Source organism: Fodinicola acaciae (assembly GCF_010993745.1).
GTDB classification, from domain to species: domain Bacteria; phylum Actinomycetota; class Actinomycetes; order Mycobacteriales; family HKI-0501; genus Fodinicola; species Fodinicola acaciae.
In genome coordinates this window covers 1271966-1297074 of the sequence record NZ_WOTN01000003.1, presented here as the reverse complement: position 1 = coordinate 1297074, position 25109 = coordinate 1271966, and the positions used below count along the sequence as shown (strand labels likewise).

General features: G+C 68.4%; 24 protein-coding genes and 1 riboswitch. Of the genes, 8 read left to right on the top strand and 16 right to left on the bottom strand.

Annotated features, from left to right (window positions below; translation table 11 throughout):
- Position 1 precedes the first annotated feature (1 nt).
- The 5 genes from GNX95_RS32290 to GNX95_RS32270 are packed head-to-tail and all read right to left on the bottom strand — an operon-like array spanning position 2 to position 5079.
- Positions 2-919, bottom strand: a complete 918-nt coding sequence (locus GNX95_RS32290; RefSeq protein WP_163511446.1) for a glycosyltransferase family 2 protein — start codon at positions 917-919, stop codon at positions 2-4.
- Entirely contained in the window at positions 916-1659 is a 744-nt protein-coding gene (locus tag GNX95_RS32285) for a GumC domain-containing protein (RefSeq protein WP_163511445.1), read from the bottom strand. The genes GNX95_RS32290 and GNX95_RS32285 overlap by 4 nt, the downstream gene beginning before the upstream one ends.
- Positions 1656-2477, bottom strand: coding sequence for a sulfotransferase family protein (locus GNX95_RS32280; protein ID WP_163511444.1), 822 nt, complete (start codon positions 2475-2477; stop codon positions 1656-1658). Before GNX95_RS32280 ends, GNX95_RS32285 begins: the two co-directional genes overlap by 4 nt.
- The gene (locus GNX95_RS32275) at positions 2474-3712 is read right to left on the bottom strand and encodes a phosphotransferase (protein WP_163511443.1); all 1239 of its coding nucleotides are present in this window, start codon (positions 3710-3712) and stop codon (positions 2474-2476) included. Before GNX95_RS32275 ends, GNX95_RS32280 begins: the two co-directional genes overlap by 4 nt.
- Entirely contained in the window at positions 3709-5079 is a 1371-nt protein-coding gene (locus GNX95_RS32270) for a hypothetical protein (RefSeq protein ID WP_163511442.1), read from the bottom strand. The genes GNX95_RS32275 and GNX95_RS32270 overlap by 4 nt, the downstream gene beginning before the upstream one ends.
- 134 nt (positions 5080-5213) lie before the next feature.
- Between GNX95_RS32270 and GNX95_RS32265 the strand changes: the two genes are divergently transcribed.
- From GNX95_RS32265 to GNX95_RS32255, 3 genes are all read left to right on the top strand, one after another.
- The gene (locus GNX95_RS32265; RefSeq protein WP_163511441.1) at positions 5214-7136 is read left to right on the top strand and encodes a hypothetical protein; all 1923 of its coding nucleotides are present in this window, start codon (positions 5214-5216) and stop codon (positions 7134-7136) included.
- 4 nt (positions 7137-7140) lie between these two features.
- Positions 7141-7938 (top strand): WecB/TagA/CpsF family glycosyltransferase, encoded by a 798-nt coding sequence (locus GNX95_RS32260; protein ID WP_163511440.1) that lies wholly within the window; start codon positions 7141-7143, stop codon positions 7936-7938.
- 205 nt (positions 7939-8143) lie between these two features.
- The gene (locus GNX95_RS32255; protein ID WP_246281831.1) at positions 8144-9529 is read left to right on the top strand and encodes a sugar porter family MFS transporter; all 1386 of its coding nucleotides are present in this window, start codon (positions 8144-8146) and stop codon (positions 9527-9529) included.
- 141 nt (positions 9530-9670) lie between these two features.
- On the opposite strand, the gene GNX95_RS32250 is transcribed toward GNX95_RS32255, so the two are convergent.
- Complete coding sequence (locus GNX95_RS32250; protein WP_163511438.1) at positions 9671-10558, bottom strand: serine/threonine dehydratase; 888 nt, start codon at positions 10556-10558, stop codon at positions 9671-9673.
- Between the two features lie 94 nt (positions 10559-10652).
- Positions 10653-10758, top strand: a riboswitch (guanidine-I (ykkC/yxkD leader).
- 46 nt (positions 10759-10804) lie between these two features.
- Here GNX95_RS32250 and GNX95_RS32245 point away from each other — a divergent pair.
- Both GNX95_RS32245 and GNX95_RS32240 read left to right on the top strand, forming a co-directional pair.
- Positions 10805-11971 carry an MFS transporter gene (locus tag GNX95_RS32245; RefSeq protein ID WP_343035064.1) on the top strand — a complete coding sequence of 389 codons (1167 nt, stop codon included), beginning with the start codon at positions 10805-10807 and terminating at the stop codon, positions 11969-11971.
- On the top strand, positions 11971-12837 hold the full coding sequence (locus GNX95_RS32240; protein ID WP_222854084.1) for a LysR family transcriptional regulator: 867 nt from the start codon (positions 11971-11973) through the stop codon (positions 12835-12837). The genes GNX95_RS32245 and GNX95_RS32240 overlap by 1 nt, the downstream gene beginning before the upstream one ends.
- Here GNX95_RS32240 and GNX95_RS32235 read toward each other — a convergent pair.
- The 4 genes from GNX95_RS32235 to GNX95_RS32220 form a co-directional block, all read right to left on the bottom strand.
- On the bottom strand, positions 12823-13761 hold the full coding sequence (locus tag GNX95_RS32235; protein ID WP_222854083.1) for a protein kinase family protein: 939 nt from the start codon (positions 13759-13761) through the stop codon (positions 12823-12825). The two genes, GNX95_RS32240 and GNX95_RS32235, sit on opposite strands and share 15 nt — an antisense overlap.
- A gap of 4 nt (positions 13762-13765) precedes the next feature.
- Positions 13766-16012 carry a SulP family inorganic anion transporter gene (locus GNX95_RS32230; protein WP_163511434.1) on the bottom strand — a complete coding sequence of 749 codons (2247 nt, stop codon included), beginning with the start codon at positions 16010-16012 and terminating at the stop codon, positions 13766-13768.
- A gap of 147 nt (positions 16013-16159) precedes the next feature.
- Entirely contained in the window at positions 16160-17257 is a 1098-nt protein-coding gene (gene cysC, locus GNX95_RS32225; RefSeq protein ID WP_222854082.1) for an adenylyl-sulfate kinase, read from the bottom strand.
- A 1-nt stretch (position 17258) separates the two neighbouring features.
- Positions 17259-17735 (bottom strand): MarR family winged helix-turn-helix transcriptional regulator, encoded by a 477-nt coding sequence (locus tag GNX95_RS32220; protein WP_163511433.1) that lies wholly within the window; start codon positions 17733-17735, stop codon positions 17259-17261.
- Positions 17736-17806: 71 nt separating this feature from the next.
- Here GNX95_RS32220 and GNX95_RS32215 point away from each other — a divergent pair, with 71 nt between their 5' ends.
- The gene (locus GNX95_RS32215; protein WP_163511432.1) at positions 17807-18484 is read left to right on the top strand and encodes a DUF4386 family protein; all 678 of its coding nucleotides are present in this window, start codon (positions 17807-17809) and stop codon (positions 18482-18484) included.
- Positions 18485-18532: 48 nt separating this feature from the next.
- Here the strand turns inward: GNX95_RS32215 and GNX95_RS32210 are convergent, their stop codons facing one another.
- On the bottom strand, positions 18533-18889 hold the full coding sequence (locus GNX95_RS32210; RefSeq protein ID WP_163511431.1) for a hypothetical protein: 357 nt from the start codon (positions 18887-18889) through the stop codon (positions 18533-18535).
- A gap of 113 nt (positions 18890-19002) precedes the next feature.
- Complete coding sequence (locus GNX95_RS32205) at positions 19003-19203, bottom strand: hypothetical protein (RefSeq protein ID WP_163511430.1); 201 nt, start codon at positions 19201-19203, stop codon at positions 19003-19005.
- Between the two features lie 153 nt (positions 19204-19356).
- On the opposite strand from GNX95_RS32205, the gene GNX95_RS32200 reads away from it, so the two are divergent.
- Positions 19357-20232 (top strand): helix-turn-helix domain-containing protein, encoded by an 876-nt coding sequence (locus tag GNX95_RS32200; protein ID WP_163511429.1) that lies wholly within the window; start codon positions 19357-19359, stop codon positions 20230-20232.
- Positions 20229-20417 (top strand): DUF397 domain-containing protein, encoded by a 189-nt coding sequence (locus tag GNX95_RS32195; RefSeq protein WP_163511428.1) that lies wholly within the window; start codon positions 20229-20231, stop codon positions 20415-20417. Before GNX95_RS32200 ends, GNX95_RS32195 begins: the two co-directional genes overlap by 4 nt.
- A 162-nt stretch (positions 20418-20579) precedes the next feature.
- Here the strand turns inward: GNX95_RS32195 and GNX95_RS32190 are convergent, their stop codons facing one another.
- From GNX95_RS32190 to GNX95_RS32175, 4 genes are all read right to left on the bottom strand, one after another.
- Positions 20580-20822, bottom strand: coding sequence for a hypothetical protein (locus GNX95_RS32190; RefSeq protein ID WP_163511427.1), 243 nt, complete (start codon positions 20820-20822; stop codon positions 20580-20582).
- A gap of 126 nt (positions 20823-20948) precedes the next feature.
- Positions 20949-21140: a hypothetical protein gene (locus GNX95_RS32185; protein WP_163511426.1), complete on the bottom strand. Its 192-nt coding sequence runs from the start codon at positions 21138-21140 to the stop codon at positions 20949-20951.
- 96 nt (positions 21141-21236) lie between these two features.
- A complete protein-coding gene (gene ppc, locus GNX95_RS32180) occupies positions 21237-23975 on the bottom strand; it encodes a phosphoenolpyruvate carboxylase (protein WP_163511425.1) in 2739 nt (912 codons plus the stop codon).
- An 84-nt stretch (positions 23976-24059) separates the two neighbouring features.
- Positions 24060-25031, bottom strand: coding sequence for a helix-turn-helix transcriptional regulator (locus tag GNX95_RS32175; protein ID WP_163511424.1), 972 nt, complete (start codon positions 25029-25031; stop codon positions 24060-24062).
- Positions 25032-25109: the final 78 nt, after the last annotated feature.

Here is a 25109-nt window from a genome sequence, read left to right as displayed (position 1 = left end):
GTCAGATCCCCCGGCCGGCGTTGTGGGCGAGGTGCAGGACGGTGGCCGCCGAGATCAGCCGCGCACTGACCAGGATGGCCAGATACGAGCGCCGCTCGGCCGGATGCAGCCGCAACGACCGCCAGGCCCACCGCCGCGCGTCCGAGCGGCGACCCAGCGCCGCGTACGCGAACGCCTTCTGGCCATAAATCCGGGAAAGTCCGCGCGAGCTGTTGCGCAGCGCCGGATGTTTCGCCACGCAATAGTCCAAAGCGTCGATGATCATCTGCCAGCGCTCGGCGAAATACGAGCCACGGTGCCACAAAACCTCGACCAGCGGCTCCGGCACGACACCGACCGAGGCGTACGACACCGCACGCAGCATCCAGTCGTAATCCTCCGCATAACTGCCGGGCAACTTCTCATCGACCTCGCCGATCAGGGTGAATGCCTGGCGAGTGACCAAAACCGTCGACGGATGCGCCTCCATGACCCGGCGCCTGGCCAGCTCGTCGACGGTCAGGTCGGCCGGCCGCGGCACGCGTAGGTGCGTGCGGTCGCCGTAGTTGATCTCGATGCCGCACACCACCAGGTCGCGGTTTTCCGCACGTAACAAGCCAACCTGCTTGGCGAGCTTGTCCGGCCACCAGCTGTCGTCGTCATCGCAGAAGGCCAGCAACGAGCCGGAACTCGCCGCGACACCGGCATTACGCGCGCCGGCCAGGCCTGGCGTGCGATCGTTGCCGATGACGACCAGCGACCGGTCGGGTCCGAGCGGCACCAGCTCCTCGCGCAGCTGATGGTCCGGTTCGCAGCGGTCGAAGACGACCACACACTCGACCTCGCCGCGATAGTCCTGCGCGAGGATCGACCGTACGGCCGCGCGCAACAGCTCCGGCCGCTTGTGCGTCGCGACGACCACGCTGACTTTCTCGGTCATGCCTTGCCTTTCGCCAATGTGTGTGTGCGGCGCGCGAACCAGAGACCGGCGAGCGCGCCGAGCACGGCGCCGGAGACCAGTGGCACGGGACGGTTGGCGGTGCCTTCCGCGGCGACCGACGGCGTACGCAGCGCGTCGCCGGCATAGACGCCGAGGTTGGCGCTGTTGACCATCGCCGTCTGCAACTCGCCGATCCGCCGATAGAGCTGCTGCCGCGCGGCCTTGCCGGCAGCGTTTTTCGGTGTATCACCCAACTCCGCGACCAGGCGGTCGACGTTGCCGGACAGTGCCGCGACCGCGGCGGACCGCCGTGCCAACAGAAAGTCGGTGCGCGCCGTCAGATATCCCTTCACGGCGGCCGAAACTCCGGCCACCGCCTGGGCCGCCGAGCCGGACCGATAGCCGATCGTCAGCACCTTCGTCCCTGGCACGGCGCCGAGATCGAGATGCGCCAGCGGATCGCCGTCACCGGTGGCGCGGGAAATCTCGGCGAGTACGTCCTCACTGGTCACCCGCCGGGCCTCGGTGTCCACGGTGATCCACTTCGCGGTGCCCTGGCCCGGCGCGACGACCGCCACCGGCTGGTCGGCGACCAGGATCGGCACGGTCGCGCGAAAACTCGCCGGCTGGCCGAGCAACACCGCCACGCCGGCGAGCAGGCCGATCAGCGCGCAGCCGCCGATGGCGGCCCAACCCCGGCGTGGGATCCGGAGATAGGCGGCCAAAACCAGGTCCGTCATCGCCGCCAGCTCGGGATGTCGCCGAGAAACTCGACCAGTTCCTGGTCCGCGGCCTCGAAACCGTCGAGCAGTCGTTGCCGCAAAGCCGGCTCCAACGCCGAGCCGGGCCTGGCGTTCAGCCGCGGATACTCCTCTGGCGTCCACACCGGCAGGCCGAGCCATTCCTGCAGCCGGACGAACTCCTTTTCCGGCTCGGCGAAGAAAGCGTCCGCGTCGATGGTCAGCAACCGGTCGCCGACCACCTCGCGCAGCCGCCGCAGCTGCGGTGCGTAGAGGCTGCGCCGCGCGTACGCGTGATGGCGGTGGCTGTGGCTGCGATAGCGCGGATCCGCGCGGATCCGTTGCTCCTCACCGAGCAGCCGCTCGTCCTCCAGCGCCAACGCGCGTACGAAGTCGGTCTCGGTCTCGAATCCACGCGCCAGCTCGTGCCGGAAGGCCGAATACGCGCGCTCGACCGGATCGCGCACCAGCGCGACCAGCCGTACGTCTGGCAGATCGTGGCCGATCCGAGCCGCCGCGAGCGGATGAAACAGGTAGTAGCCGGACGACTCGAAGGTGACTTTCCCCGTACGCACCGGAAAGTGGCCGCGATACCAGGACGGTCCGCGGTCGTAGTTCACGTCGAAATAGCTGGTGCCCTTGAGAAACAGCGGCGCGGCGACGGCCGGGTGGGCGGACAGCAGCTTGTGCATGCTGGTGGTGCCGGCGCGCTGCGCGCCGACCACCAGAAAGCTTGGCAACATACGGAAAGTCGGCGTCAACCGGCCGACCGTACGGACCGCTCCGATGACCGGTTTGCGCACCGAGCTGGCGATCATCGCACCTGTCCTTCCGGCACGCGGTCGACGCGTGCGCCGAGCATCCGCAGCATCAGCTGTGCCTGCGCGCGCAGCGGCGCGCCCGTCGCCGGCTCCGACGCGTGCAGATATCGCGCCGCGACGGTCGCCGTGTAGAGCGTGCCGATCAGCTCGCCATACGGCCCGATTCGTTGTCCCGCCTGCGAAACCGCGTGGTCGACGACGGCCTCGGCGATGCCGTGCCGGCGCGCCGCGGACTGGACGAGAAAGTGCACGAGGTCGAAGCCGACCGGCACCCCGGTGTCGAAGCGTTCCCAGTCCCACAGGCCGACCTGCTGGCCGCGCGCCGACATGTTCCACGGCGTCCAGTCGCCGTGCCATCCGCCCAGCCGCAACGAGACGTCGCCGGCACGCGCTTCGATCGCGTCGACCGCCGATCCGAGCCGCCGCGCGTTTTCCCCGTCCGCCAACAGATCCGCCGTCGTACGCAGCCGCGACAGCAGCGGGCAGTCGGCGATTTTCCTTGTGCCGCTGTCGAAACCCGCGGCCAGCTCGGCCATCGCCGCGGTCGGCGGGCCGCCGGCCCGGCGCAACCGCGGCCGGCTGGTCGCCGGCACCGGTGAGATCACCAGCAGCCGCAGATCGCGCCACCATCCATTGTGGACGACCGTCGGCGTACGCAGCCGCTGCCAGCACCGGCCGTTGACCTCCCGCAACGCCACAGCCTCGCGCTCGACCAGCTGGCGCGACACCGGTCCGTCGCCGACCTTGACGAACGCGACCGTGCGGCCGGCGCGGTCGAAGACCTGCAGCACCGGCTTCTGGTTGGCGCGCAGCGCGCCGACGCCGATGCCGACCAGCACCGGCATGCCGAGCAGGTCCGACAGGTGCGTCTCGATCGACTCCGGATGACCGGTCGCGGTGATCCGCAGCCGGTCGGCGAGCAGCCGGCCGGAGCCCGGCAGCCGCAGCGCCAGGCCGGCGACGAGCCTGGTCAGGTGCTCGGCGCGGCTGAGCCCGGCGCTGAACCGGCGGACCGCGCCGGACGCGGCGCGCGGGAGGTCCGCTGGTACGAGCATGCGCGGCTCGCGCGCGTTGGGGACGAAGGCCAGCTCGCGTACGACCGAGGTCGCCGGCTCCCGCCGCGCGCACTGTTCAACGCGCGCGGGGGCCGGCCAGAGCCGTTCGGCGACCTGTGTGAGATCCACGGCTGGCCGGTGCCGGACCACGAGGTCGGTGCTGTCGATCCCACTCACCTCCTCGCGCGTTCTGCGATAGCTCGCGACGATAGCTCAGCAATTGCCATGTTTTGCGATATTTTGCCGTGTCCGGTTTCCGCCCCGCGCCCGGCCCGCCAGGCAAGCCCCAGCGCGAGCATCAGCGTGAAGACCGGTGGCCCGAGCACGTCGTAGACGAACATCTCGATGCCGAAGAAGAGCAGCAGCGCGAGCGCGACGACCGCCATCGGGTCTCGGCAGCGATACGCGTAGAAGCCCCTGACCAGCAGAAATGCCAGGAAGAAGGCGGTGCCGACCAGACCCTGCGAAAACAGCAACAGCCACAGGTGGCCCTGGGTGCCCAGCGGCGGCACCGCGCAGGCCGGACAGTCCGGTGTGCCCGAGCCGGCGATCGAGAAGAAGTTGCCCTGTACGTCGCGCGTGTTGCCGAAGCCGACCAGCGGCGAGCCGCGCATCATCGAATCGACGGTGGCGACGGCGAGCGCGGAACGCCGGTTGTTGCTGTGTGGATGCTGCAGCCGCTCGTTGATCACCTCGCCGAGCGGCGACACGACGATCGCCAGCACGATCACCAGCACCGCGCCCGCCGCCGCGCCGACGATCCACGTGCGGCCGGCGCGCGCGAGCTGGAAGATGCCGTAGGCGGCGCCGACGCCGAGCGCGATCCACAGGCCCCGGTTGAGCGAGTAGACGACCGGCACCGCCGCCGCGGCGAGTACGAACGGCGCGACGTACCGCCGCCAGCCGCAGTCCCTCCGGCACCACGAGAACAGGAAGAACGGCAGGAAGAACGACAGGTTGGCGCCCCAGGAGTTGACGTACGTGAACGGCGCTTTCGGCCGCGGCTCGACGTATCCGAGGACCGACTGCACCTCGGCGGTCGCCGGATGCACGATCACGTGCATGAACTCCTTGCCGGTCACCGAATGCGGCAGCAGCATCTCCACCGGCGACCGGAAATCCAGCCATGGCGCGAAAACGCCGAGCAGGCCGCCGATCGTCGTGACGAGGAACATGTAGCCGAGCAGCCGCGACATCCGCAGGTCGCTGACCGTCGACGTGCCGATGTAGAGCAGCGCGACGGTGACGGCGGCATACCAGAGCAGCCGATATCCGTACGTCAGCGGCGATCCCGCCTCCGGTACGGCGCCGGGCGCGTGCGCCGGCAGCAGTGCGGCGCTCACCAGCACCATCGCGAGGAACAGCAACCACCAGCCGAAGCCGCGCGGCGTACGCCAGTCACGCCGCCGGACGAGCGCGACGGCGAGCGGCACCGCGGCCGCCAGGAACACGAACTCGCCGATCCCGAGGACCCACCAGAGCGGATAGCCGAGGAAGGCCACCGACAGTGGCCAGCCCTCGGGAAGTCGCGGTTTCGTACGCATCGGCTGCAGAGCGTACGCGAGGCGGCGGGTCGCTCCGCGTAGTGTGCACGACCCTCAGTATTCTGCCTGCAACGAAGCGTCGATAACATTTGCCGTCAAGGCGGATAACTCGGACGCCGGATCGAGAGGTGCTCATGGTCGAGCGGTTGCACAGCGTATCCGGCCGCCGCGTGTCGCGGATCCTCGCCGGCGTGGTCGTCACTGTGTGTGCCGTCACGCTGAGCCCGCCGAGCGCCACCGCGCAGGCCCGGCAGAGCCAGCTGGTCAGCGCGCGCCCGGCCGGCTGGACGCCGAACGTGCTCGACGGCCAGGTCGACTCGGTCGCGCAGGTCGGCGACGTGATCGTGCTCGGTGGCACGTTCACCCGCGCGCAGAACGTCGGTGGCTCGGCGACCGGGCGCGCGCGGCTGCTCGCTTTCAACGCGACCACCGGCAAACTCACCGGCTTCAACCCGGGTGTCGACGGCCAGGTCACCAAGGTGCTGTCGGCCGGCGACGGCCGGACGGTGTATGTCGGCGGCTCGTTCCGGACCGTACGCGGCGTGTCGCGGCCGGGCCTGGCCCGCGTACGCGTCAGCGACGGCGCGGTGATCAGCGGTTTCGCGCCGCGGCTGGACGGTCCGGTGACCGACCTGCGGATGTCCGGCGGCCGGCTCTGGGTGGCCGGCGCGTTCACGCACGTCGGCGGTGCGGTGCAGCCGGCGCTCGCGACGGTGAGCGCGAGCAGCGGCGCGTACGACCCGTTCATGCGGCTGCGGTTCGCCGAGCCGCAGGACGGCGCGCCGCTGCAGGTCAGCAAGATGGACGTGAGCCCGGCCGGGAAACTGGTCGCGATCGGCAGCTTCAACCAGGTCGGCGGATACGCGCGACCGCAGATCGCGATGCTGACCACCGGCGGAGGTGCCGCCGCGGTCGACTGGTGGCAGACCGACTTCTACAACGAGGCGTGCGACGAGGAATTCCCGTCGATCATGCGCAACGTCGGGTTTTCGCCGGACGGCGGCTATTTCGTGGTCGTCACGACCGGCGGACCGCGCGGTCCCGGCACGCCGTGCGACGAGTCGGCGCGCTGGGAGACCGGTGCGCGCGGTGCCGGGCTGTGGCCGACCTGGGTCGACTACACCGGCGGCGACACGGCGTACTCGGTCGCGATCACCGGCACCGCGGTCTACGTCGGTGGCCATTTTCGCTGGGAAAACAACCCCAACGGCAACAACGCGCAGGCCGAGGGTGCCGTCTCGCGGCCCGGCATCGCCGCGCTCGACCCGGTCAACGGCCTGCCGTTTTCCTGGAACCCGACCAGAAACCCGCTCGGCGTCGGCGTGCTGGACCTGCTGGCCACACCGTCCGGGCTGTGGGTCGCCAGCGACACGGACCGGATCGCCAACCAGTATCACGCGCGGATCGCGTTCATGCCGTTGAGCGGTGGCACCGGCGTACGGTCGACGGCCGCGCCAGGACTGCCGGCGAAGGTCTACAAACAGGTCGGCACTTCCAGCACTGTCAACGATTTCAACGGCAGTCGGGTGACCGCGACGAGCGGCGGATCCGGTGGCGGCATCAACTGGTCGACCGTACGCGGCGCGTTCATGCTGAACGGCACTGTCTACTATGGACAGTCCAACGGACAGCTGATCCGCCGGCCGTTCCGCGGCGGTGCGTACGGCAGCGCGGTCGCGGTCACCGGTGCCGACCGGGTGGTCGCCGACTCCGACTGGCACGACCAGATCCAGTCGATCACGTCGATGTTTTTCGACCGTGGCCGGCTCTACTACACCCTCGCCGGGCAGAGCGGCCTGTATTTCCGTTACTTCACCCAGCAAAGTGACGTGGTCGGCGCGCAGCAGTTCACCTCAGCCCGCAACTCCGCCTTCGCGCAGGTGAAATCCGGTTTCTACGCCGGCGGCAAATACTGCTATTCGGTGGCGACCGACGGCAACCTGCGGTGTTTTTCCTTCGCGTACGGCGGGGTTTCCGGCAGCCCGACGGTGGTCTCCGGTCCGGGTGTGGACCGCCGCGACTGGCGCTCCGGCGCGATGTTCGCTTTCCAGGCGTGACGCGATGACCATCCCGTCGGCACGAGTCACGACGGCCCCCGAACGGCCGGCGACCGTACGCGTCGGACCGTTCGACGTCGTCGACCTGCCGCGGCCGCTGCTCGCCGACCACATCGCGCGTTCGGTCGTACGCGTCGGCGGCACCAGGCCGTTTTTGGCTTTCGCGCTGCACGTCGGCGGCCTCAACCACCGGCACGACGCGGATTTCGTCGCCGCCATGGCGAAAGCCGACGTGGTCTATGCCGACGGCGCGTCGGTCGTCGGGCTGGCCAAGCTCGCCGGTGCCAAGGTCATCGGCCGGTCGGTGACCACCGACCTCGGCTGGGATGTGTTGCAGGGGCTGGCAAAGCTGCGCGGCCGGCGGCTGCGGCTGGCGCTGGTCGGCGGTCCGATCGGGCTGGCCGGCGAGGCCGGCGAGGTGCTGGCCGGCCGGCTCGGCGGCCAGGTGGTGTTGGCCGAGCACGGTTTCCAGCCGGACTGGGCCCCGGTGGTCAACCGGCTGCGCGCGACCCGGCCGGACGCGATCGTCGTCGGCCTGGGCGCGCCGGCCGAGATGCTGTGGGTTGCCGGCTGGCTCGACCGGTTGCCGCCGGCGCTCGTCCTCACCTGCGGTGGCTGGTTTGGCTTCCTGGTCGGCAACGAGCGCCGCGCCCCGGAGTGGATGCGCGCCGCCGGCATGGAGTGGGTCGCGCGGTTCGTCCAGGCGCCGGGCCGGCTCGGTCCGCGATACGCGCGCGGAGCGCTGTCGACGGCCGCGCTCGCTCCGTCGTGCCTGCGCGCACGCCGCTCACTGGCTGGGTGATTCAAACCGTACGCCACGAATGCGTATTCATGTATCCGAATTCTGTTCAGAAATCAGAATCTCTTCGCTCCAGCATCTTGTCTTCAGGTCTGTGTCATGTGACCGTTGGCACAGCCTCACCAGCGGCGGCGGCGACAGGTGCCCATCGCTGACCGTCCGTGACGGCGACGGCACAACCTGCGGACCAAGTGAAGGCGGACTGGACGTGCAACAAGCGACGGCTGCGCCGACCCGGCGCACTTTCAGCAGCACCTGGTTGTACTACTTCTTCGGCGCTCTGGGCGGCATCCTGTTCGGATACGACCTCGGTGTCATCTCCGGCGTCCTGTTGTTCATCAAGAAAACCTGGAGCATGGGCGCGGTCGAGCAGGGCGTCGTCGGCGGCTGCCTGGCGGCCGGCGCTGTCGTCGGCGCGGCCTTTGCCGGCAAGATGACCGACCGGCTCGGCCGCCGCCGTACCATCATGGTCGCCGCGGCGATCTTCACCGTCGGCACGCTGGGCTGCACGTTCGCGCCGGAGGTGTGGACGCTGGTCGTCTCGCGGACGATCGTCGGCCTCGCGGTCGGCTGCTCGTCGGCGACCGTGCCGACCTACCTGTCCGAGCTCGCACCGGCTCGGATCCGCGGCGCGCTGTCGACGCTCAACCAGCTGATGATCGTCTCCGGCATCCTGCTCGCGTACATCGTCGACTGGGCCCTCACCCCGTCGGCCAACTGGCGCGCGATGTTCGCCGCCGCGCTCGTACCGGCGCTGGTGCTGCTCTTTGGCATGATCGGCATGCCGGAAACGCCGCGCTGGCTGCTCAAAGCCGGCCGCGACGACGAGGCACGAGCGGTGCTGGTGAGTACGAACCGGGGCGGCGACATCGAGTCGGAGCTGGCCAGCATCCGCGAGGTCATCCGGCTCGACGCGGCGCAGCAGGGCCGGCTGCGCGACCTGGCCGCCAAATGGGCCAAGCCGGCGCTGATCGTGGCGCTGCTGCTGGCCGTCGGTCAGCAACTGTCCGGCGTCAACGCGATCAACCTGTACGCGCCGACGATGTTCACCAACCTCGGCTTCGGCAACTCCACCTCGCTGCTGGCCGCCGTCGTACTCGGCGCCGTGAAGGTCGCCTTCACCGCGTGGGTCATCTTCGTGGTGGACCGCTGGGGCCGCAAACCCTTGCTGCTGCTCGGAAGTGTGTGCATGGCGCTGACGCTCGCGCTGCTCGGCGTGGCCGTACTGACCATCCACAACCAGACCGTCGTCGGCGTGACCACGCTCGTACTGCTGATCGTCTACCTGGCCGGCTACGAGCTCGGCTGGGGTGCGGTCGTGTGGGTCATGATGGCCGAGGTGTTCCCGCTGAAGGTGCGCGGCATCGGCATGGGCGTCAGCAGCGTGGCGCTGTGGGCCGCGACGTTTGCCATCACGTTCATCTTCCCGGTGATGAACACCGGCATCGGGCTGGCCAACTCGGCGTTCGTTTTCGCCGCCATCAGCGTCATTTTGTTCTTCCTGGTGCGCTGGCTCGTACCGGAGACCAAGGGCCGCAGCCTGGAGGAGATCGAGCTCGACCTGCGTGCGCGTACCGGTGGCGCCAAGGCATAGCTCGAAAAAGCGAGTGGCAGGCACCCGGTTTCGCGAACTCGACGTTTTGGTGGTCGACACGCCGTAACTGACCACCAAAACGTCAAGTTCGCGGGTGCGGTTTGGGTGTGCCGAGACCCGGTGGACCTGGCCTCAAACGGGTCAGTCCTGCGGATGCCAGTCGGTGTTGGCGCCGCACACGATGACACACGAAAACTCGGTCGTACGCGCGTCGCGCCAGGCCGCGAACGGTGCCGCGGCGGCCGGCTCGGCGGCGATCCTCGCTTCCTCCCACAGGAAGTCACGCGCTTCGAGCATTTCCTTGTCACTGACCAAGACGGACGAGGTCCGGTCGTTGTTCAGGATGGCGAAAGGCAACTCGCCGGCACGTGTCGCACCAAGCGCCGACGAGGCGACCGAGTCGACCGGCGAATCGACCGGTTTTCCCGCTGCCAGCGCGCGAAAAAGTGCGCAGCAGTTCTCTGGCTCGACGGCCACCGTGCGACGGTCACCGATCGCCAGGGAGGTCCCAGCGGCGAGTCCACCGCCGCCGACGGCGACGTAAAACGCTTCCACCTCGGGAAAATCGGCGATCACCTCGAGGGCGGAGGTGCCTTGGCCGGGCACGACGGTCGGATCGTCGTACGCGTGCACGTAATGTCCTGGCTCCGCGACAGCGGCTGCGGCCGCCTCGGCGTAGGTCGTGCCGTGTCGTACGAGTCGCGCGCCGGCGGCCTCGATCCGCCGCGCCTTGGCGAAAGGCACGGTTTCTGGCACGAAAACGGTCGCGGGGATGCCGAGGATCGCCGCGGCCGTCGCGACAGCGAGTCCGTGGTTGCCGCCGGAGGCGGTCACCACCGAATCCGGACGCGCCATCAGCAGGGCGTTCAGCGCGCCGCGCAGCTTGAAGGATCCGCTTCGCTGCAGATATTCCAGTTTCAGCAGCAACGGCCGGCCGTCGACCTCGATGCGGATGGCCGGCGTACGCCGGGCGTATGGCGCGATCCGGTCCGCGGCGGCGGCCACGTCGGCTGGCGTGAGCGATGTCATGACCCCACCATGGCCGACGCGAGCCTTAACCGCCAGCTACGGTTTCTGGATGGCCATTAGCAGCACTTAATGCGGTAACATCGGTGCTGGATCGACTGGACGTGGCTAGGGTTCCGCCGGCTTCGCGGAGTCGGGACTGGTCCGAGCGCCACGACCCGCCGGAGACGGTGGGCATCTGAAGGGGCAAAAGCCTGGTAGGGCGACGTCGGTGCGCTGTCGCGTGCCTGACTATCGCTCGAGGTGTCCATGTTTTTGGCTCACGTACGGTCCCTCCGCCTCGTCCTCGCCGATCCGCGCGTACGCCAGGTCGCCGCGAGCTCACTGGTCGCTCGGCTGCCCAAAGGCATGCTGCCGCTGGCGACCGTGTTGCTTCTGCACCAGGTCACCGGTTCGTACGCGCTCGCCGGCCTGGCGGCGGCCCTGCTGGCGATCGGGGACGCGGCGACCACGCCGCTGCAGGGACGTTTGATCGACCGCTATGGCCTCAAGCGCGTGTTGCCGCCGATCGCCGCGCTGCACGTCGTTGCCGTCGTCAGCCTGATTTTCCTGACCGCCTGGCCGCTCGCATTGGCGGTGAGCGCCGCGGCCGCCGGCATCGGAATGCCGCCGGTTTCCGGCAGTGTCAAAGCGGTCTGGCCGCGGCTGGTCGACCGGCAGCGACTGCCGGCCGCGTACGTGCTGGAATCGTTGCTGCAGCAGGTGTTGTTTCTCGCCGGTCCGCTGTTGGTCACGCTGGTCGTCGTCGCCGCCAGTCCGCTCGTCGCGCTGCTGTCGGCGGCGTTTTTGGTGCTCGCCGGCACCATCTGGTTTGTCGTGGCGGCGCCGGAGCCGGTCGCCGGCGGCCGGTCTCGCCAGGCAGGAGTGCTGTGGTTGCCGGCGGTGCGCGTGCTCACCGCCAGCGCTTTCCTGCAGGGGATGGCTTTCGGCGCCGAGCCGGTCGGGTTGTCGGCTTTCGCCGGCGCGGCCGGTGCGGTGCAGCTGGCCGGCGTTGTCCAGGCGATGCTGACTTTCGGTGGCATCCTTGGTACGTTCGCGCCGCTGGGTGCCGACGGTGAGCGCACGTACGTGCGGATGCTGTCATGGTTTTCGGTGGCATTGACGCCGGTCGCGTTTTTCGCTGTTTATCCGGCAAACGTTACGTTGTTCGCGACCGGGGTCGTCCTGGTCGGCGCCGGCCTGTTTCTCACGCCGATCGCCGCGGCGAGCTACCTGCTGGTCGGAAAGGCGACACCGGGTGCGGAGGCGTTCGCCTGGCTGTCGACCGGACTCGCCGCCGGCAGCGCGACCGGCTCGGCTGTGGCGGGCCTGCTCGCCGACCGTTTCGGTGCCGTGGTCACACTGGCGCTGATGCCGGTCGCGGTGGCGCTGGCCGCGTTCATCGCGCATCGTATGTTCGCAAAAAGGAGTCGTTGATGCTCGAAGTCGCCAGACTGCGCGTACTCGTGGAAATCGCCCACGCCGGCTCGATCGCGGCGGCGGCGCAACGGATGTCGTTCACGCCGTCCGCGCTTTCGCAGCAGCTGTCCAAACTTGAGCGCGAGGTCGGCGTGACGTTGGTCGACCGGTTGCCGACCGGCGTACGGTTGACCAGCGCCGGCGCTCTGCTCGTACGCCATGGTGAGCGGGTGATCGGCGAGTTGCGCGATGCCGAGGCGGCACTGGCCGCCGCGTCGGCGCCGCAGCGGCTGGCGATCGGCACGTTTGCCACCGCGGGCAAGACAATCGTGCCGCGAGCGCTGGCCGCGCTGCGCCGCCGCCATCCGACCGCCAATCTCTCGTTGCTCGACGTCGAACCGCCAGCCGGCTATGGCCTGGTGACCGCACGCGACCTGGATGTCCTTATCACGCACCAATATCCCGGTGTGGCGATGCCGGAGGCCACCGGCCTGCACCGCCAGTTGCTGCTGTCCGATCCGCTGAAACTCGTGCTGCCCAGAGACCATCCGCGGGCCGCGTGCCGCAACCGGATGGCCGATCTTTCCGGTGAGCAGTGGATTTGCGGCGCGCGTGGTGTGGCTAACCGAGCCTGCCTCGAGTCGTTGACCAACGGGTTCCAGCCGCATGTCGCGTACGAGACGGCCGATTATGAGGTGACACTGGCCTTGGTGGCGGCTGGCCTCGGCATCGCGCTCGTGCCAGCCAGCCTGCTCGACGGCCGCGTCGACCGGAAGATCTGCGTCGGTCGGCTCACCGGCATCAAACCGGCCTGGCAGATCCACGTCGTCCACCGAAAGCGGCCGACGCCGCTGGTCGCCGACTTTCTCTCACTGCTCGCTTAGCAGTTTTTCGATCTCCGCCACCGGATACGGCGTGGTGCGGCTTTCGTTGATCAGCGTGTCGAAGAACTCGGTCATCAACAGCGTGAGCGCCGATCCTCCGTGTTCGCGCAGGAAAGCGAGATGATCGCGCCAGGCGATGTCGTGCTTTTTGTAGATCTGCCAGCGATCGACATAGCTGAGGACGTACGCGTGGTCGTACGTGCGATGAGTCTGGAAGAACTCGCGCTCGGCCGGCGACAGCTCGAAACGCGTGCTGGTCGCCAGGCCGAAGTCGGCGAAGTAGATCCGCTCGCCGTCGGTCAGCAGATTGCCGAAATGCGGGTCGAAGTGCAGCAGCTCGTGAGAGTTCATGAACGCCACGCCGTCCAGCAGCTGTCGTTTCGGTGCGTCGTCGCAGGACTCCAGCGACTGAGGAATGTATTCGCAGAACAACACGGCGACCGCCGACGAGTCGTGCAAAGCGAGCAACCGCCGTCGTACGGCCTGCGAACCACCCCAATAGGCGACGACCTTCTCCACGTCGGCCAGTTCTTCGTATATCGCCAGCGTTTCCGGCAGCACCCGCCAGTGGTAGGTCAACGGAAAGCCGTCGTACGCACGGCTCAGCACCCACTCCGTGGTCATCTCGTGCGTGGCGACCTCGCGCCAGGCGTTGATCGCCGTCGAGCCGATCGCGTTGGCGCCATATTGCATGTACGCCGGCACATCGTAGAGATTCGCCGTGGACCGTGGATGTGCCATCTCCAGGTCGGTGAGCCGGATCTTCTTGAGGAAGACCGGCACGTCCCCGATCCGCAGCAGCGAGGTGGTGCCACCGATCCCGGCTCCCAGCGGCGTCGCGGTGGCGACCAGCTCGGCGACCTCGCGATCGCCGAGCCGGCTCAGAAAACCCGATATGGTGTCGAATTTCTCGGCTCTGGGCACCACATCACTTTACCGGCAACGCACTCACCTGTCCGTCGGTCACGTCGATCGTCCGGCTGAGCGGACGGAACAGCTCGGCCGCCTGGTCCAGCAGGAACAGCTCGGCGCCTTCGATGTCGAAGTAAAGGCCGGCCAGCCGCAGCTGTCCGGCCGCGACTTTCGCGCGTACGCTCGGATAGCTGAGCAGGTGGTCGAGCTGCAGCGCGATGTTCACGTGCGCCAGGTCCTCGACACCGCCGCCGCTGCGCAGCCAACGCTCACGGCTGTCCGCCGCATACGCCAGCCATTCCGGCAGGGCACCGGCCGGCGCCGGCTGGTAGGCCAGCGCGTTCATCGCGCCACAGCTGGAATGTCCGCACACCGTGATGAGCCGCACACCGAGCACGTCCACGGCATATTCCACCGCGGCACCGACCGAGCGATCCGCCGAGCCGTACGGCGGCACCAGGTTTCCGATGTTGCGCAACGTGAACAGGTCGCCGGGCCCGCTGGCGGTGATCAGGTTGGGCACGATCCGCGAGTCGGCGCAGGTGATGAACATCTGCGACGGTTTCTGGCCTTCGCGCGCGAGCCTTTGCAGAAACGGATGGACAAGTGGCCGGGCCCGCCGGTGATAGTCGCGCGTGCCGACGACCAGTGGCGTCAGCTCGACCGGATGGCTGTCCGTGCGAGCGCTCGTACGGTCCGGCTGCCAGCTCGACCACGGCGCGAACCACCGCGGCGACGGCGATTTCTCGGCCGCCGGTTTCGGCGGCGTGCCTCGGACCGAGGGGTGATACCAACGCTCGTGGATCTCGTCGATGTCAACGATTCCGCCGCGCCGCTGGTGGTCAACCCGCCAGGAGTGCAGCGCGTCGAATGCGGCGTGATCCATGAAATCCACGTAAAGATCGACGTCGACCGCGGCGCCGTCGGGGATTTCCGCCAAAGCGCGGGAAAGTCCCGGCACCGACAGGAAGGTGAGCGAGCCGGCGACGCGTACGTGCCAGCGGTCGCCGTCCTGTTCGGTGCGGATGCGCGTACGGCCGAGCCGGCGCAGCGCGATCACCACGGCGAGCGCGACGCCGAGCAACACGCCCTCGATCAGGTTGAGCATGACGACGCCGGCCGCGGTCACGACGTACACTGGCAGCTCGCGATGGTGGCGCAGGTGCCGGATGTGCTTGATGTTCACCAGTTGTACGCCGATGACGACCAGGAGTCCGGCCAGCGCCGCGACCGGAATGCGCTCGATGAGCGACGCCAAGGCGGCGACCGATGCGAGAATCCACACGCCGTGCAGGACCGTGGACGCACGCGACCGGGCGCCGGCTCGTACGTTGGTCGAGCTGCGGACGATCACGCCGGTCACTGGATAGCCGCCGAGCGCGCCGGTCACGACGTTTGCCGCGCCTTGGCCGACAAGTTCGCGGTCGAGCCTCACCCGCGGTCCGTCGTGCAGCTTGTCGACCGCGACCGCGGACAGCAGCGACTCGACGCTGGCCACCAATGCCACGGTGAACACCGCGATGACGACACCCTGGATTTGCGCTGCCTCCGGCAGTTTCGGCAACACGAACGACTGCAGCGGGTTGTCCGGCAACGAAATCCGCGGCACGTTCCAGCCGAGCAGCGCGACGGCCGCCGTCGGAATGACGACCGCCACCAGCGCGCCGGGGACTTTCTGCGCCACAGCTGGCAAACGCGGCCAGAGCAGCATGACCGCCACGACCGAGAGGCCAACCGCGGCGGTGAGAATGTTGGGCCGCAGCAACTCACCAGGCAGGTCGAGGATGTTGCGTACGGCCGAGCTTTGCGGCTGGTCGCCCAGAATCACGTGGATCTGCGCCAGCGCGATGGTGATGCCGACGCCGGCCAGCATGCCGTGCACGATCGCGGGGGAGACGGCCAACGCCGTACGCGCCACCCTGACCGCGCCGAGGGCGATCTGCACGAGGCCGGCGAGCAGCGTGATCAGGCAGGTGACCTGCCAGCCGTACTGCACGTTGATCTCCGCGACGATCACCGTGAGGCCGGCCGCTGGTCCACTGACCTGCACGACCGAGCCGCCGGTCGCGCCGGCCACGATGCCGCCGACGGCGGCCGCGATCAGGCCGGCCACCACCGGCGCGCCGGACGCGATGGCGATGCCGAGCGAGAGGGGCAGAGCGATCAGGAATACGACGAGTGACGCCGGCACGTCGTGCCGCAGCACGCTGCCGAGGCGGCCCTGCCAGGTCGGATCGGTTGGCACTTCGGTGCCGGTGGTCATTGCTTGTCGCCTCCTTGCCGTAAGACGAGGTGCTTCACACGACTCGTCACACGGGACAGGCGAGATAAAAGTTCCCTTTACTGTGATTTGACAGTTAGATCATGCGAAACACACCACATGATGAGATATCGGACGTATGACTGATGGTCACAGTATATCGTATCCAGTTTTGAGTGCGGTGAGCATGACCTCGACGGCCTCTGCTTCGGACATCGTCGAGGTGTCGATCGTGAGGTCGGCGTCGGTCGGCGTCTCGTACGGGTCGCTGATGCCGGTGAACTCGGGGATCAGGCCCGCGCGCGCTTTGGCATAGAGACCTTTGCGGTCGCGCTGCTCGCAGACCTCCAGTGGCGTCGACACGTGGACGAGCATCAGCCGGCCGCCGGCGGCCTCGACCATCGCGCGGACCTCCGCGCGCGTCGACGCGTACGGCGCGATCGGCGCGCACACGGCCAGGCCGCCGTGCCGCGCCACCTCGGCCGCCACGAAACCGATCCGGCGGATGTTGAGGTCGCGGTCCTCGCGGCTGAAGGTCAGGCCCTTGGAGAGCAGCCGGCGGACGACATCGCCGTCGAGCATGGTGATCGTCCGGTCGCCGCGCTCACGCAGCCGGTCGACCAGGCCGCGCGCGACCGTCGACTTGCCGGAGCCGGACAGGCCGGTGAAGAAGACGACCAGGCCGCGCCGGTCCATGTCCTCGGCCGCCAGGCGTACGAGCTGGTCAGCGCCATAGTTGCGGGCGACGACCCCGGCCAGCGCCGGCTCTGGCAGCGGCAGGGCGATGAGCTCGCAGGCGACCCCATCGACACTGTCGCGTACGGCGCGTACCAGCCGCTCGCGGCCGGCCACGATCGGCACGATCACCAGCAGTGGCGCGTCAGGAACGTCGGCGGGGGTCAGTGGCCGCTCGGCGACTACGGCGACAGCGCCGGCAGGGAGCGTGACGTCGGCGGGCAGGCGCCGCAGCGCCTGGAACGGACCGTACGCGAGCGGCTTCAGCGCCTTGAGCGGACCGGCGATATGGCCGTCCCAGCGCTCTTCGACGGTCATCAGTGCGATCGGCGCGCCTTCCGGATCGGTCAGCTCGACCTGGTCGCCGGCCACCTCCGCGGCGAGCGTCACCGGCGCCGGCCACGAAGCGGCCTCGGCGCTGGTCATGAAGCCGGTCAGCGGTGCGTACGCGCCGGAGAGCAGCAGCTCGGCGTGGCCGAGCGCGGCACCGTCCAGCGCCAGTTGGCTGGTCACGTCAGCAGACCTCGCTGTTGAGGCTGCGAAAGCCGGGGTGCACGCCGGCGGTCAGGCCCTGCTCGTCGGCGACGCGCTGCAACAGCCGGACCAGCTCGGTGTGCTGCTCGTCGGTCAGGTTGCCGAAGATGTCCTGCTCGTGCTCGCGGCCGACGCGGCCGATCTCGCCGAGCTTGCGACGGCCGGCCTCGGTGAGCTGGAGCGCGTAGTTGCGCCGGTCGGTGCGGCTGCGTACGCGCTCGAGCAGGCCCTGGTCCTCCAGGTCGTCGACGAAGCCGACCAGCCGGCTGGGCAGCAGGCCGAGCGCGGTCGCCACCGCCTGCTGGCTCTGGCCGGGCGAGCGCGCGATCAGGCCGAGGATGCCGACCTGTGGCGGCGTCAGGCCGATCTCCCGCGCACGCACGGCGAACTTCGCCGCGCAGTGCGTGCCGAGCTGCGTGACCAGGAACGCCGCGCCGCGGCTGGGGGCATCGTCCATGCGGTTAACGCTAGCGGATGACAATCGTTCATGCTAGAAATGATTCATCGACAGAACGATTGGAGCTCGACATGACCACCACCGAACCGCAGACTCGTCCGCTGCCTGGGCCGCCGTTGCTGGCGATCGGCATTGTTTTCGTCGTGCTGTTCCTCGCCGGCCTGGTCGGCGCGACACTGGCGGCTGGCACGACCTTTCCGTCGCCGTACGATCCGGCGGAGCGCATCCTGGCGTACTTCGCGCAGCATCCGACCGGCGCGCTGTTGACCGGCTTCTTCCAGTTTGCGGCGGCGGTGCCGTTGCTGTTGTTCACCGCTGTCGTCTACGCGCGTCTGCGGCATTTCAAGGTTGCCGTGCCAGGTGCCGTGATCACGCTGGTCGGCGGCATCGCGTCGTCTGTTTTCCTTATGCTGTCCGGAATTCTGAGCTGGTGCCTGTCGCGGCCGGACATCGTCAGCAGTCCGGCGCTGGTGCGTACGATCCAGGACCTGGCGTTTCTGACCGGTGGTCCGGCGCACGTGGTCTTTCTCGGCCTGCTGATCGCCGGCGTCTCGGTGATCGCGTTGTTCACGCGGATTTTGCCGCGCTGGGTCGCGATCCTCGGTCTGGTCGTCGCGGCGATCGCTGAGCTGTCGACGCTGAGCCTGCTCCTACCAGCCCTGGCCGCGCTGCTGCCGCTGGCGCGTTTTCCTGGTTTCGTCTGGATAATCGCGGTCGCCGCGCTGATGCCGCGGCGCTGGCCACGGTGACGGTCGTGAAAAGGCCTCATCACCGCGACCGGTGATGAGGCCTTTTCGTCAGCGGTGGAAGGACTCGTCGGCGCTGAAGTGGACGATCAGCGACTTTCCCTTGTATTCGGCCTTTGCCGTCGTGTCACCGGTCGTGCAGTGCATCCGGAAAACGTACTTCCCGGTGCCGGCCGAGTCGACCAGCCCGTAGCAGTCGTATCGGTTGCCGTCCTCGCCGCCGAGCCGGAAAGATCCGTCCTTGTTGATCGTCAGCCTGTCGTTTGTCGGATACGGGTCGTCGGCGCGCTGGTCGAGCGTCCAGTTTCCGGTGACTTTCACGGTCGCCGCGTTCGCCGCGGTGGCGCCGGCGAACGGAATGGCCAGCAAGGCGCCGATGGCGAGCGTACGAGCAATGGTGTTGCGCATTTGGTGATCCCTCTCCGTTTCGTACGACCGCCGTCGGCCGCACGATCCAGGAACGGGTCCAGTCGTTCGTTCGGTTGCACGGCGGTTTCGCGCTCTGCCTCTTCGCGCAGCCGTCAGCCGATCGTCTGGGGTGCCTCGTCGAGAAAATACGCCTCCGCGTCGTCGAACTGCATGCACAGAGCGTTGACCTGTTTCGGCGTCAGACAGGCCTCCGGTCCGTCGCCACACCGCACCGTGACGGCCGGCCGGTAGATCGTGATCACCAGCGGCACCTCCCCGTCGATCTTCCACACGCGTAACGGTGAGTCCTTCATGTCGCGAACCTCGTTCCCGTCGGATTATTCGTCGCATTCATGCGATTTGCGCTTCGGCCGATGCGGGCTACCTTGGCACGGGTCAGCGGCGCCACGCACGTTCATGCGACCGCGGAATTTTCTCTCGTACCATCGCGAATTGGGGGGCTGGCCATGACCGGTCAGGGAAAGCCGACCGTACGCTCGCGCCAGGTCTCGTCCGAGCTGCGTCGCCTGCGCAAGGCGCGTGGCCTGACCACCGGCGAGGTCGGCGCGCGCCTCGGCGTGTCGCAGAGCAAGATCAGCCGCATCGAGAACTGCCAGCTCGGCCTGCAGCTGGAAGAGGTCGCAGCGATGCTCGGCCTCTACCACGTACCGATCGACCGCCGCGACGAGATCCTTGGCCTGGTACGCGAAGCCGCCAAACCCGGCTGGGTCGAAGCACACGGAGAAGGCCTCTCCGAACAGTGGAAAGCGTTAATTGACTACGAACGGTCTGCCACTCGTCTCCGAAACTACGAGCCGCTGGTGGTTCCAGGTTTGTTGCAGACGCCTGAATACGCGAGAGCGATCATTCACGCGACGGCAGTATGTAAACGTACAGACAGCGAGATCGAATCGCGCGTTGCCGCGCGCCTCGGTCGCCAGGCGATCCTCAGCCGGCCCCTGCCGCCGGAGCTTCATGCACTCGTCTACGAAGCGGCTCTCCTTACCCAGGTCGGCGGCGCGGACGTGCTTGCCGCACAGTTGCGACATCTGTTGGTGATGGCCGGCAAACGCCAGATCACGATTCAGGTCGTGCCTATCTCGGCCGGACCACATCCCGGCCTGGAGAGTCCATTCATGATCATGGACTCGGACGCGTACGAGACTCTGGTCTACCTGGAGAACAAGGTCCTCAGCATTTTCCTTGAGGAGACAGCGCATATCGAGACCTACCGGCTCGCATGGAAGACTATTCTTGCGAAGGCTCTGTCGCCGGAGCGGTCGGCTGAGCTCATCGCCAGAGCGGCAGCCAACATGGCGCGGCACTCAGAGGAGCAGAGATGACCAACGTGGACTTTGGCAAGGCTCAATGGCGTAAAAGCTCGCGCAGTGGCAACTCGACTGACTGCGTGGAGGTGGCGGCTCGGCAGCGGGTCGTCGGCATTCGCGACTCCAAGGACCCCGCCGGCCCCGTCCTCGCCGTAGCTTCCACCGCCTGGTCCGCCTTCCTCGCCTGGCAGACCGCCTGAGAAACCGGCCAGGCTACCAGCGAAAGTTCGGCGTACGACGTTATCCACACGGCGAATCTCCATCCACAGATTCGCCGACGTCCCGCCGCGGTGCTCGTACGCTGCCTGACGATTGAGGCATGCCACCAGCCAGGCGGTTGCCTTTCGAGGCGGTCCCCGAAGTCAGTCCGCGTCGAGTTGGAAGAACTCGTGGCGGTCGGCGATGCGATGTTGGCGACTGGCTGCTGCGGTCTGCCGCGACTGGATCTCGGTTACCGCGAGTACTAGATTGGTGTCGAGCATGAGGGCCGGCACCACACGGAGCCGAAGCAGTTCGCCATCGACACCGCGCGTTACACGGACCTGTCCGCCGACGGCTGGCTGATCCTCCGCTCGTCCGCCGCTGACCTGGCCGGCGGCAGCCACCGTTTCCTCAGCAAACTCCGCGCCGCCCTCATCAGCCGCGGCTGGGAGCCGACCGGCCAGTCGAATGTGCTGTTGGGGACCACTTCTCGGCGTGAAAGTGGTCCCAAATAGCACATTGGACCAACGTCAGCCGTGGCCGGGGGTTTCGTCGCCGTTGATGGTGCCGCCGCTGCCCTGGGTCCACGACGGTACGCCGTCGCCGTTGATGGTGCCGACGGGCACACTGGCGTTGACCGGGGCGGCGAGAGCGACACCGAGCGCGGCGGTGGCGAAGATGGCGGCAGCGGCAGCGGCGACGCGGACGATGGCGTTATGCATCTCAGACCTCCGACAAGGGTCTTAGAAATCGGTTTCTCGAGGTTTCCCACGTTGTACCACGGGCCCAGCGGCCAGCGGTACGGCCTGCGTGAAAACTCAGCCGGTGTTGCGCATTCCTGCCGCGATGCCGTTCACCGTGAGCAACAAAGCGCGAGAAAGGGCCGGATCCGGCTCGCCTGCCTGCCGCCGCCGCGCCATCAGCTCGATCTGCAATTGATGCAAAGGCGAAAGGTAGCGGTCGCGTACGCCAAGGGTGCGGCGCAGCTGCGGCTGGCTGGCCAGCAGACTCTCCTCGTCGGTCAGCCGCAGCAGCTCGGCGATGGTCAGGTCGAACTCCGCCTGGATCCGCTCGAAGACGTGGTGCAGCTCGCCGGGCACCAGCCGCTCGACATACTGCGCCGCCATCCGCAGGTCGGTCTTGGTCAGCGTCATCTCGACGTTGGACACGAAAGTGCGGAAAAAGTGCCACTCCGCGTACATCTCGGTCAGCAGTCCGTCGAGCCCGGCGGCGCGCGCGGCGGCCAGGCCGGAGCCGACGCCGTACCAGCCGGGCACGATCTGCCGCGACTGCGTCCAGCCGAAGACCCACGGGATCGCGCGCAGGCCGGCCAGACCCGCGTCGGCGTTGGGTCGTTTCGCCGGCCGTGAGCCGATGTTGAGCTCGCCGAGCAGCTCGGCCGGCGTGGAGGCCCAGAAATAGCGCGGCAGGTCCTCGTCGGTGATCAGCTCGCGATAGCGGCCGTACGCGGCGTCGCTGATCGCCTCCATCGCCGCGTTCCACCTGGCCAGCTGCTCGCCGGACTGCCGCGGCGCGGTGTGCAGCACCGAGGCCTGCAGCACGGCGGCGACGGTCAGCTCCAGGTTTTCCCTGGCCAGCGTGGGCAGCATGTATTTGTCGCTGATCACCTCGCCCTGCTCGGTGACCTTGATCGCGCCGTCCAGCGTGCCCCACGGCTGCGCCAGGATCGCGTCGTGCGTCGGACCGCCGCCGCGACCGACCGTGCCGCCGCGGCCATGGAAAAGTTGCAGCCGTACGCCGTGTTTCGCCGCCACGTCACGCAAAGCGCGCTGCGCCTTGTGGATTTCCCACTGGCTGGTGGCGATGCCGGCGTCCTTGTTGGAGTCGGAATAGCCGAGCATGACCTCCTGCACGTCACCGCGCGCGGCCACGATCCGCCGATAGCCCGGGATGGACAGCAGCTGGTCCAAAATCTCGCCGGCGGCGCGCAGCTCGGCGGCTTGTTCCAGCAATGGTACGAAACCCAGCCGCGCCTCACCGTTGTGCACGTCGACCAGACCGGCCTCACGTGCCAGCAGCACGGCGGCGAGTACGTCGTCGATGCCCTGGGTCATGGAGATGATGTAGGACTCGACGACCTCCGGACCGAAGGCGTTCAGCGCGTCGCGGATCGTCGTGAAGACACCAAAAGTGCGCGCGTCGGTGTCTTCCAGATGAGTCGCGAGACCGGTCAGCGGCCGCCGGTTGGACAGCTCGCGCACCAGCAGCGCCGTCCTTTGTGGACGGTCGAGCTCGGCATACTTGCGGTCCATCTCGCCCAGCCGGTCGAAAAGCGTGGCCAGCACGGCATGATGCGCGTCGGCGTGCTCACGTACGTCCATCGTGGCCAGGTGCAGGCCGAAAGCGCGGACCGTACGGATCGCCTCGGCCAGCCGGCCTCGCGCCATCAGCTGTCCGTCGTGCTCCAGCAGCGACCGCCGCATGACCTCCAGGTCGGCGACTATCTCCGCGCTGCCCAGGTAGTCCAGGCCCGGCGAGTGCGGCAGACCGGCCGCCAGCCGCTGCCGCGTACGGTGGAGTTTCGCCTGGATACAACGGATTTTCAGCCGATACGGCTCCTCGACGTTGATCCGCCGGAAACGCTGCTCGACCTCCGGCAGCGCGTCGAGGTCGACGCGTACGCTCTCGCGCAGCTCCTCCGACGCGCCGGCGACGCGGCTCGACACGCTCAGCTCGTCGACCAGGCCGGCCAGCATCCGCTCGGCGTCCCGGATGCCGTGCTCGTACTGCAGCCGCAGCACCCGCATGGTGACCGCGGCCGAGACGTACGGGTTGCCGTCGCGGTCGCCGCCGGTCCAGGTGCCGAAGCTGAGCGGCCGGGTGTCGTCCGGCAGGCTGGCGCCGAGGTCGGCGAGCGTGCCGGCCAGCTCGGTGAGCACCTCCGGCGCGGCCTCGGCGTAGAGGTCGTCGAGGTAGTAGATCGCGTTGCGGGCCTCGTCGTCCGGCTCCGGACGCTCCAGCCGCAGGTCGTCGGTCTGCCAGAGCAGGTCGATCAGCTCGGCCAGCCGCTCGTCGGTGCGCCGGCCGGACCGGCCGGCCGCCTCCGCGTCGAGCAGGTCGGCGATCTTGCGCTGCTTGGCCAGCACCGACCGGCGCGCCGCCTCGGTCGGGTGGGCGGTGAACACGGGTCGTACGGCCAGGTTGCGCGCGGCGGCGGCGATCTCGGCGGCCGGCACGCCGCGCTCGCGGATCATCCGCGCGGTCGCCTCCAGCCAGCCGCCCTCCTCGCGCCGCCTGGTCGCCAGCTCGCGGCCGCGATGCGTCTGCTCGGTGACGTTGGCCAGCTGGAAAAACTCGGAAAACGCGCGCACCAGCCGGATCGCGGTCGGCACGTCGGCCTCGCGCAGCAGCTCGGCGGCCTTGTCCGGGTCAGAGCGGGTCAGCCGGCGTACGGTCTCGACCAGCTCCAGCAGCTCGGGGCCGACCTGGCGGACCAGCGACTCGCCGAGCAGCCGGCCGAGCCGCCGGATGTCGGCACGCAACGCCGCGTCGGCCGGATGCGGCGGCTGCTCCTCGACGACGTCCTCGGTGCTCATGTGCAGCACCCTACTGAATCGGTTCTTCCACGTCTCTTCTCGTCGCCGACCGGTCACGTACGCGGGGCGAATCGTGCCGGTATGTCACAGCCAGCCGCGGCGGGCGGCCTGCGCGCCGGCCTGGAATCGGGTGGTGGCGCCGAGCTGTTCCAGCAGCCGGCCAACGTCGCGTACGACCGTGCGCCGCGACAGGCCGAGCCGCCGCGCGATCGCGTCGTCGGTGGCGCCGCTGGCCATCAGCGTCAGGATCTCGCGCTCGCGGTCGCTCAGCGTCTCGTTGATCGTCTCATTGAGCCGCGCCAGGTTGACCGGCACCGCCAGCCGCCACAGCGACTCGAAGATCCTGGTCAGCGAGTCCAGCAGCACCGACTTGTGCACCAGCAGCACGAGCAGCGTGCCGCCGGCCCCGTCCGGCGGGTCGGTGGCCAACACGGCGACCTCGTCGTCGACGATGGTCAGCTTCACCGGTGGATCGGCCAGCACCCGCGCGTTTTCGCCGGCGGTGATCGTCCGCATCATGCTCGCGTTGCGGACCGGCGAGTCGCTTTCGCTTTCCTGGTAGACGGTGCGATAGCTGATGCCGGTCGCCATCTGGGCGATCTGCAGCCGCTCCTGGCGGTCGATCTCGGCCGCGTCCCAGTAGTACGGTGGCCGGTCGATCGCCTTCACCTCGGACCGTACGCCCTCCTGGATCTTCTGGAACCGCGCGAAAAACGCGGCCGGACCGTGGATGATCTCGACGAAACCAGGGGTCCGCAGCCGGCTGTAGCGAAACACCTCCATCAGCTGCGCCTCGGCCGCGCGCAGCCGCACGCGCCGGTCGTCCTCGCGGCGCAACTCGGTGGCGGCAACCAGATCGGGGCTGCGCGCGTCCCACCGGTCGCCGTCCGAATCGGTTGCCATATCGGCCTGTCGGAGCTCGGCGAGCGTGTCGCGGACCAGTTTTTCCGGCAGGCACGTGCGTTTCGCGATCGCCGCCACCGAGGCGCGCGGCTCGGCCACCAGTGCCTGGTAGACGCGGCCATGCACGGCGTCCGGATCGAAGACGTCGAACACGGTGCACCTCCTCTGGCCGACAAAATGCGCCGGCGCTTGCTCATCCGCGTGACAACCGAGCAGCGTAATCCGATGGCG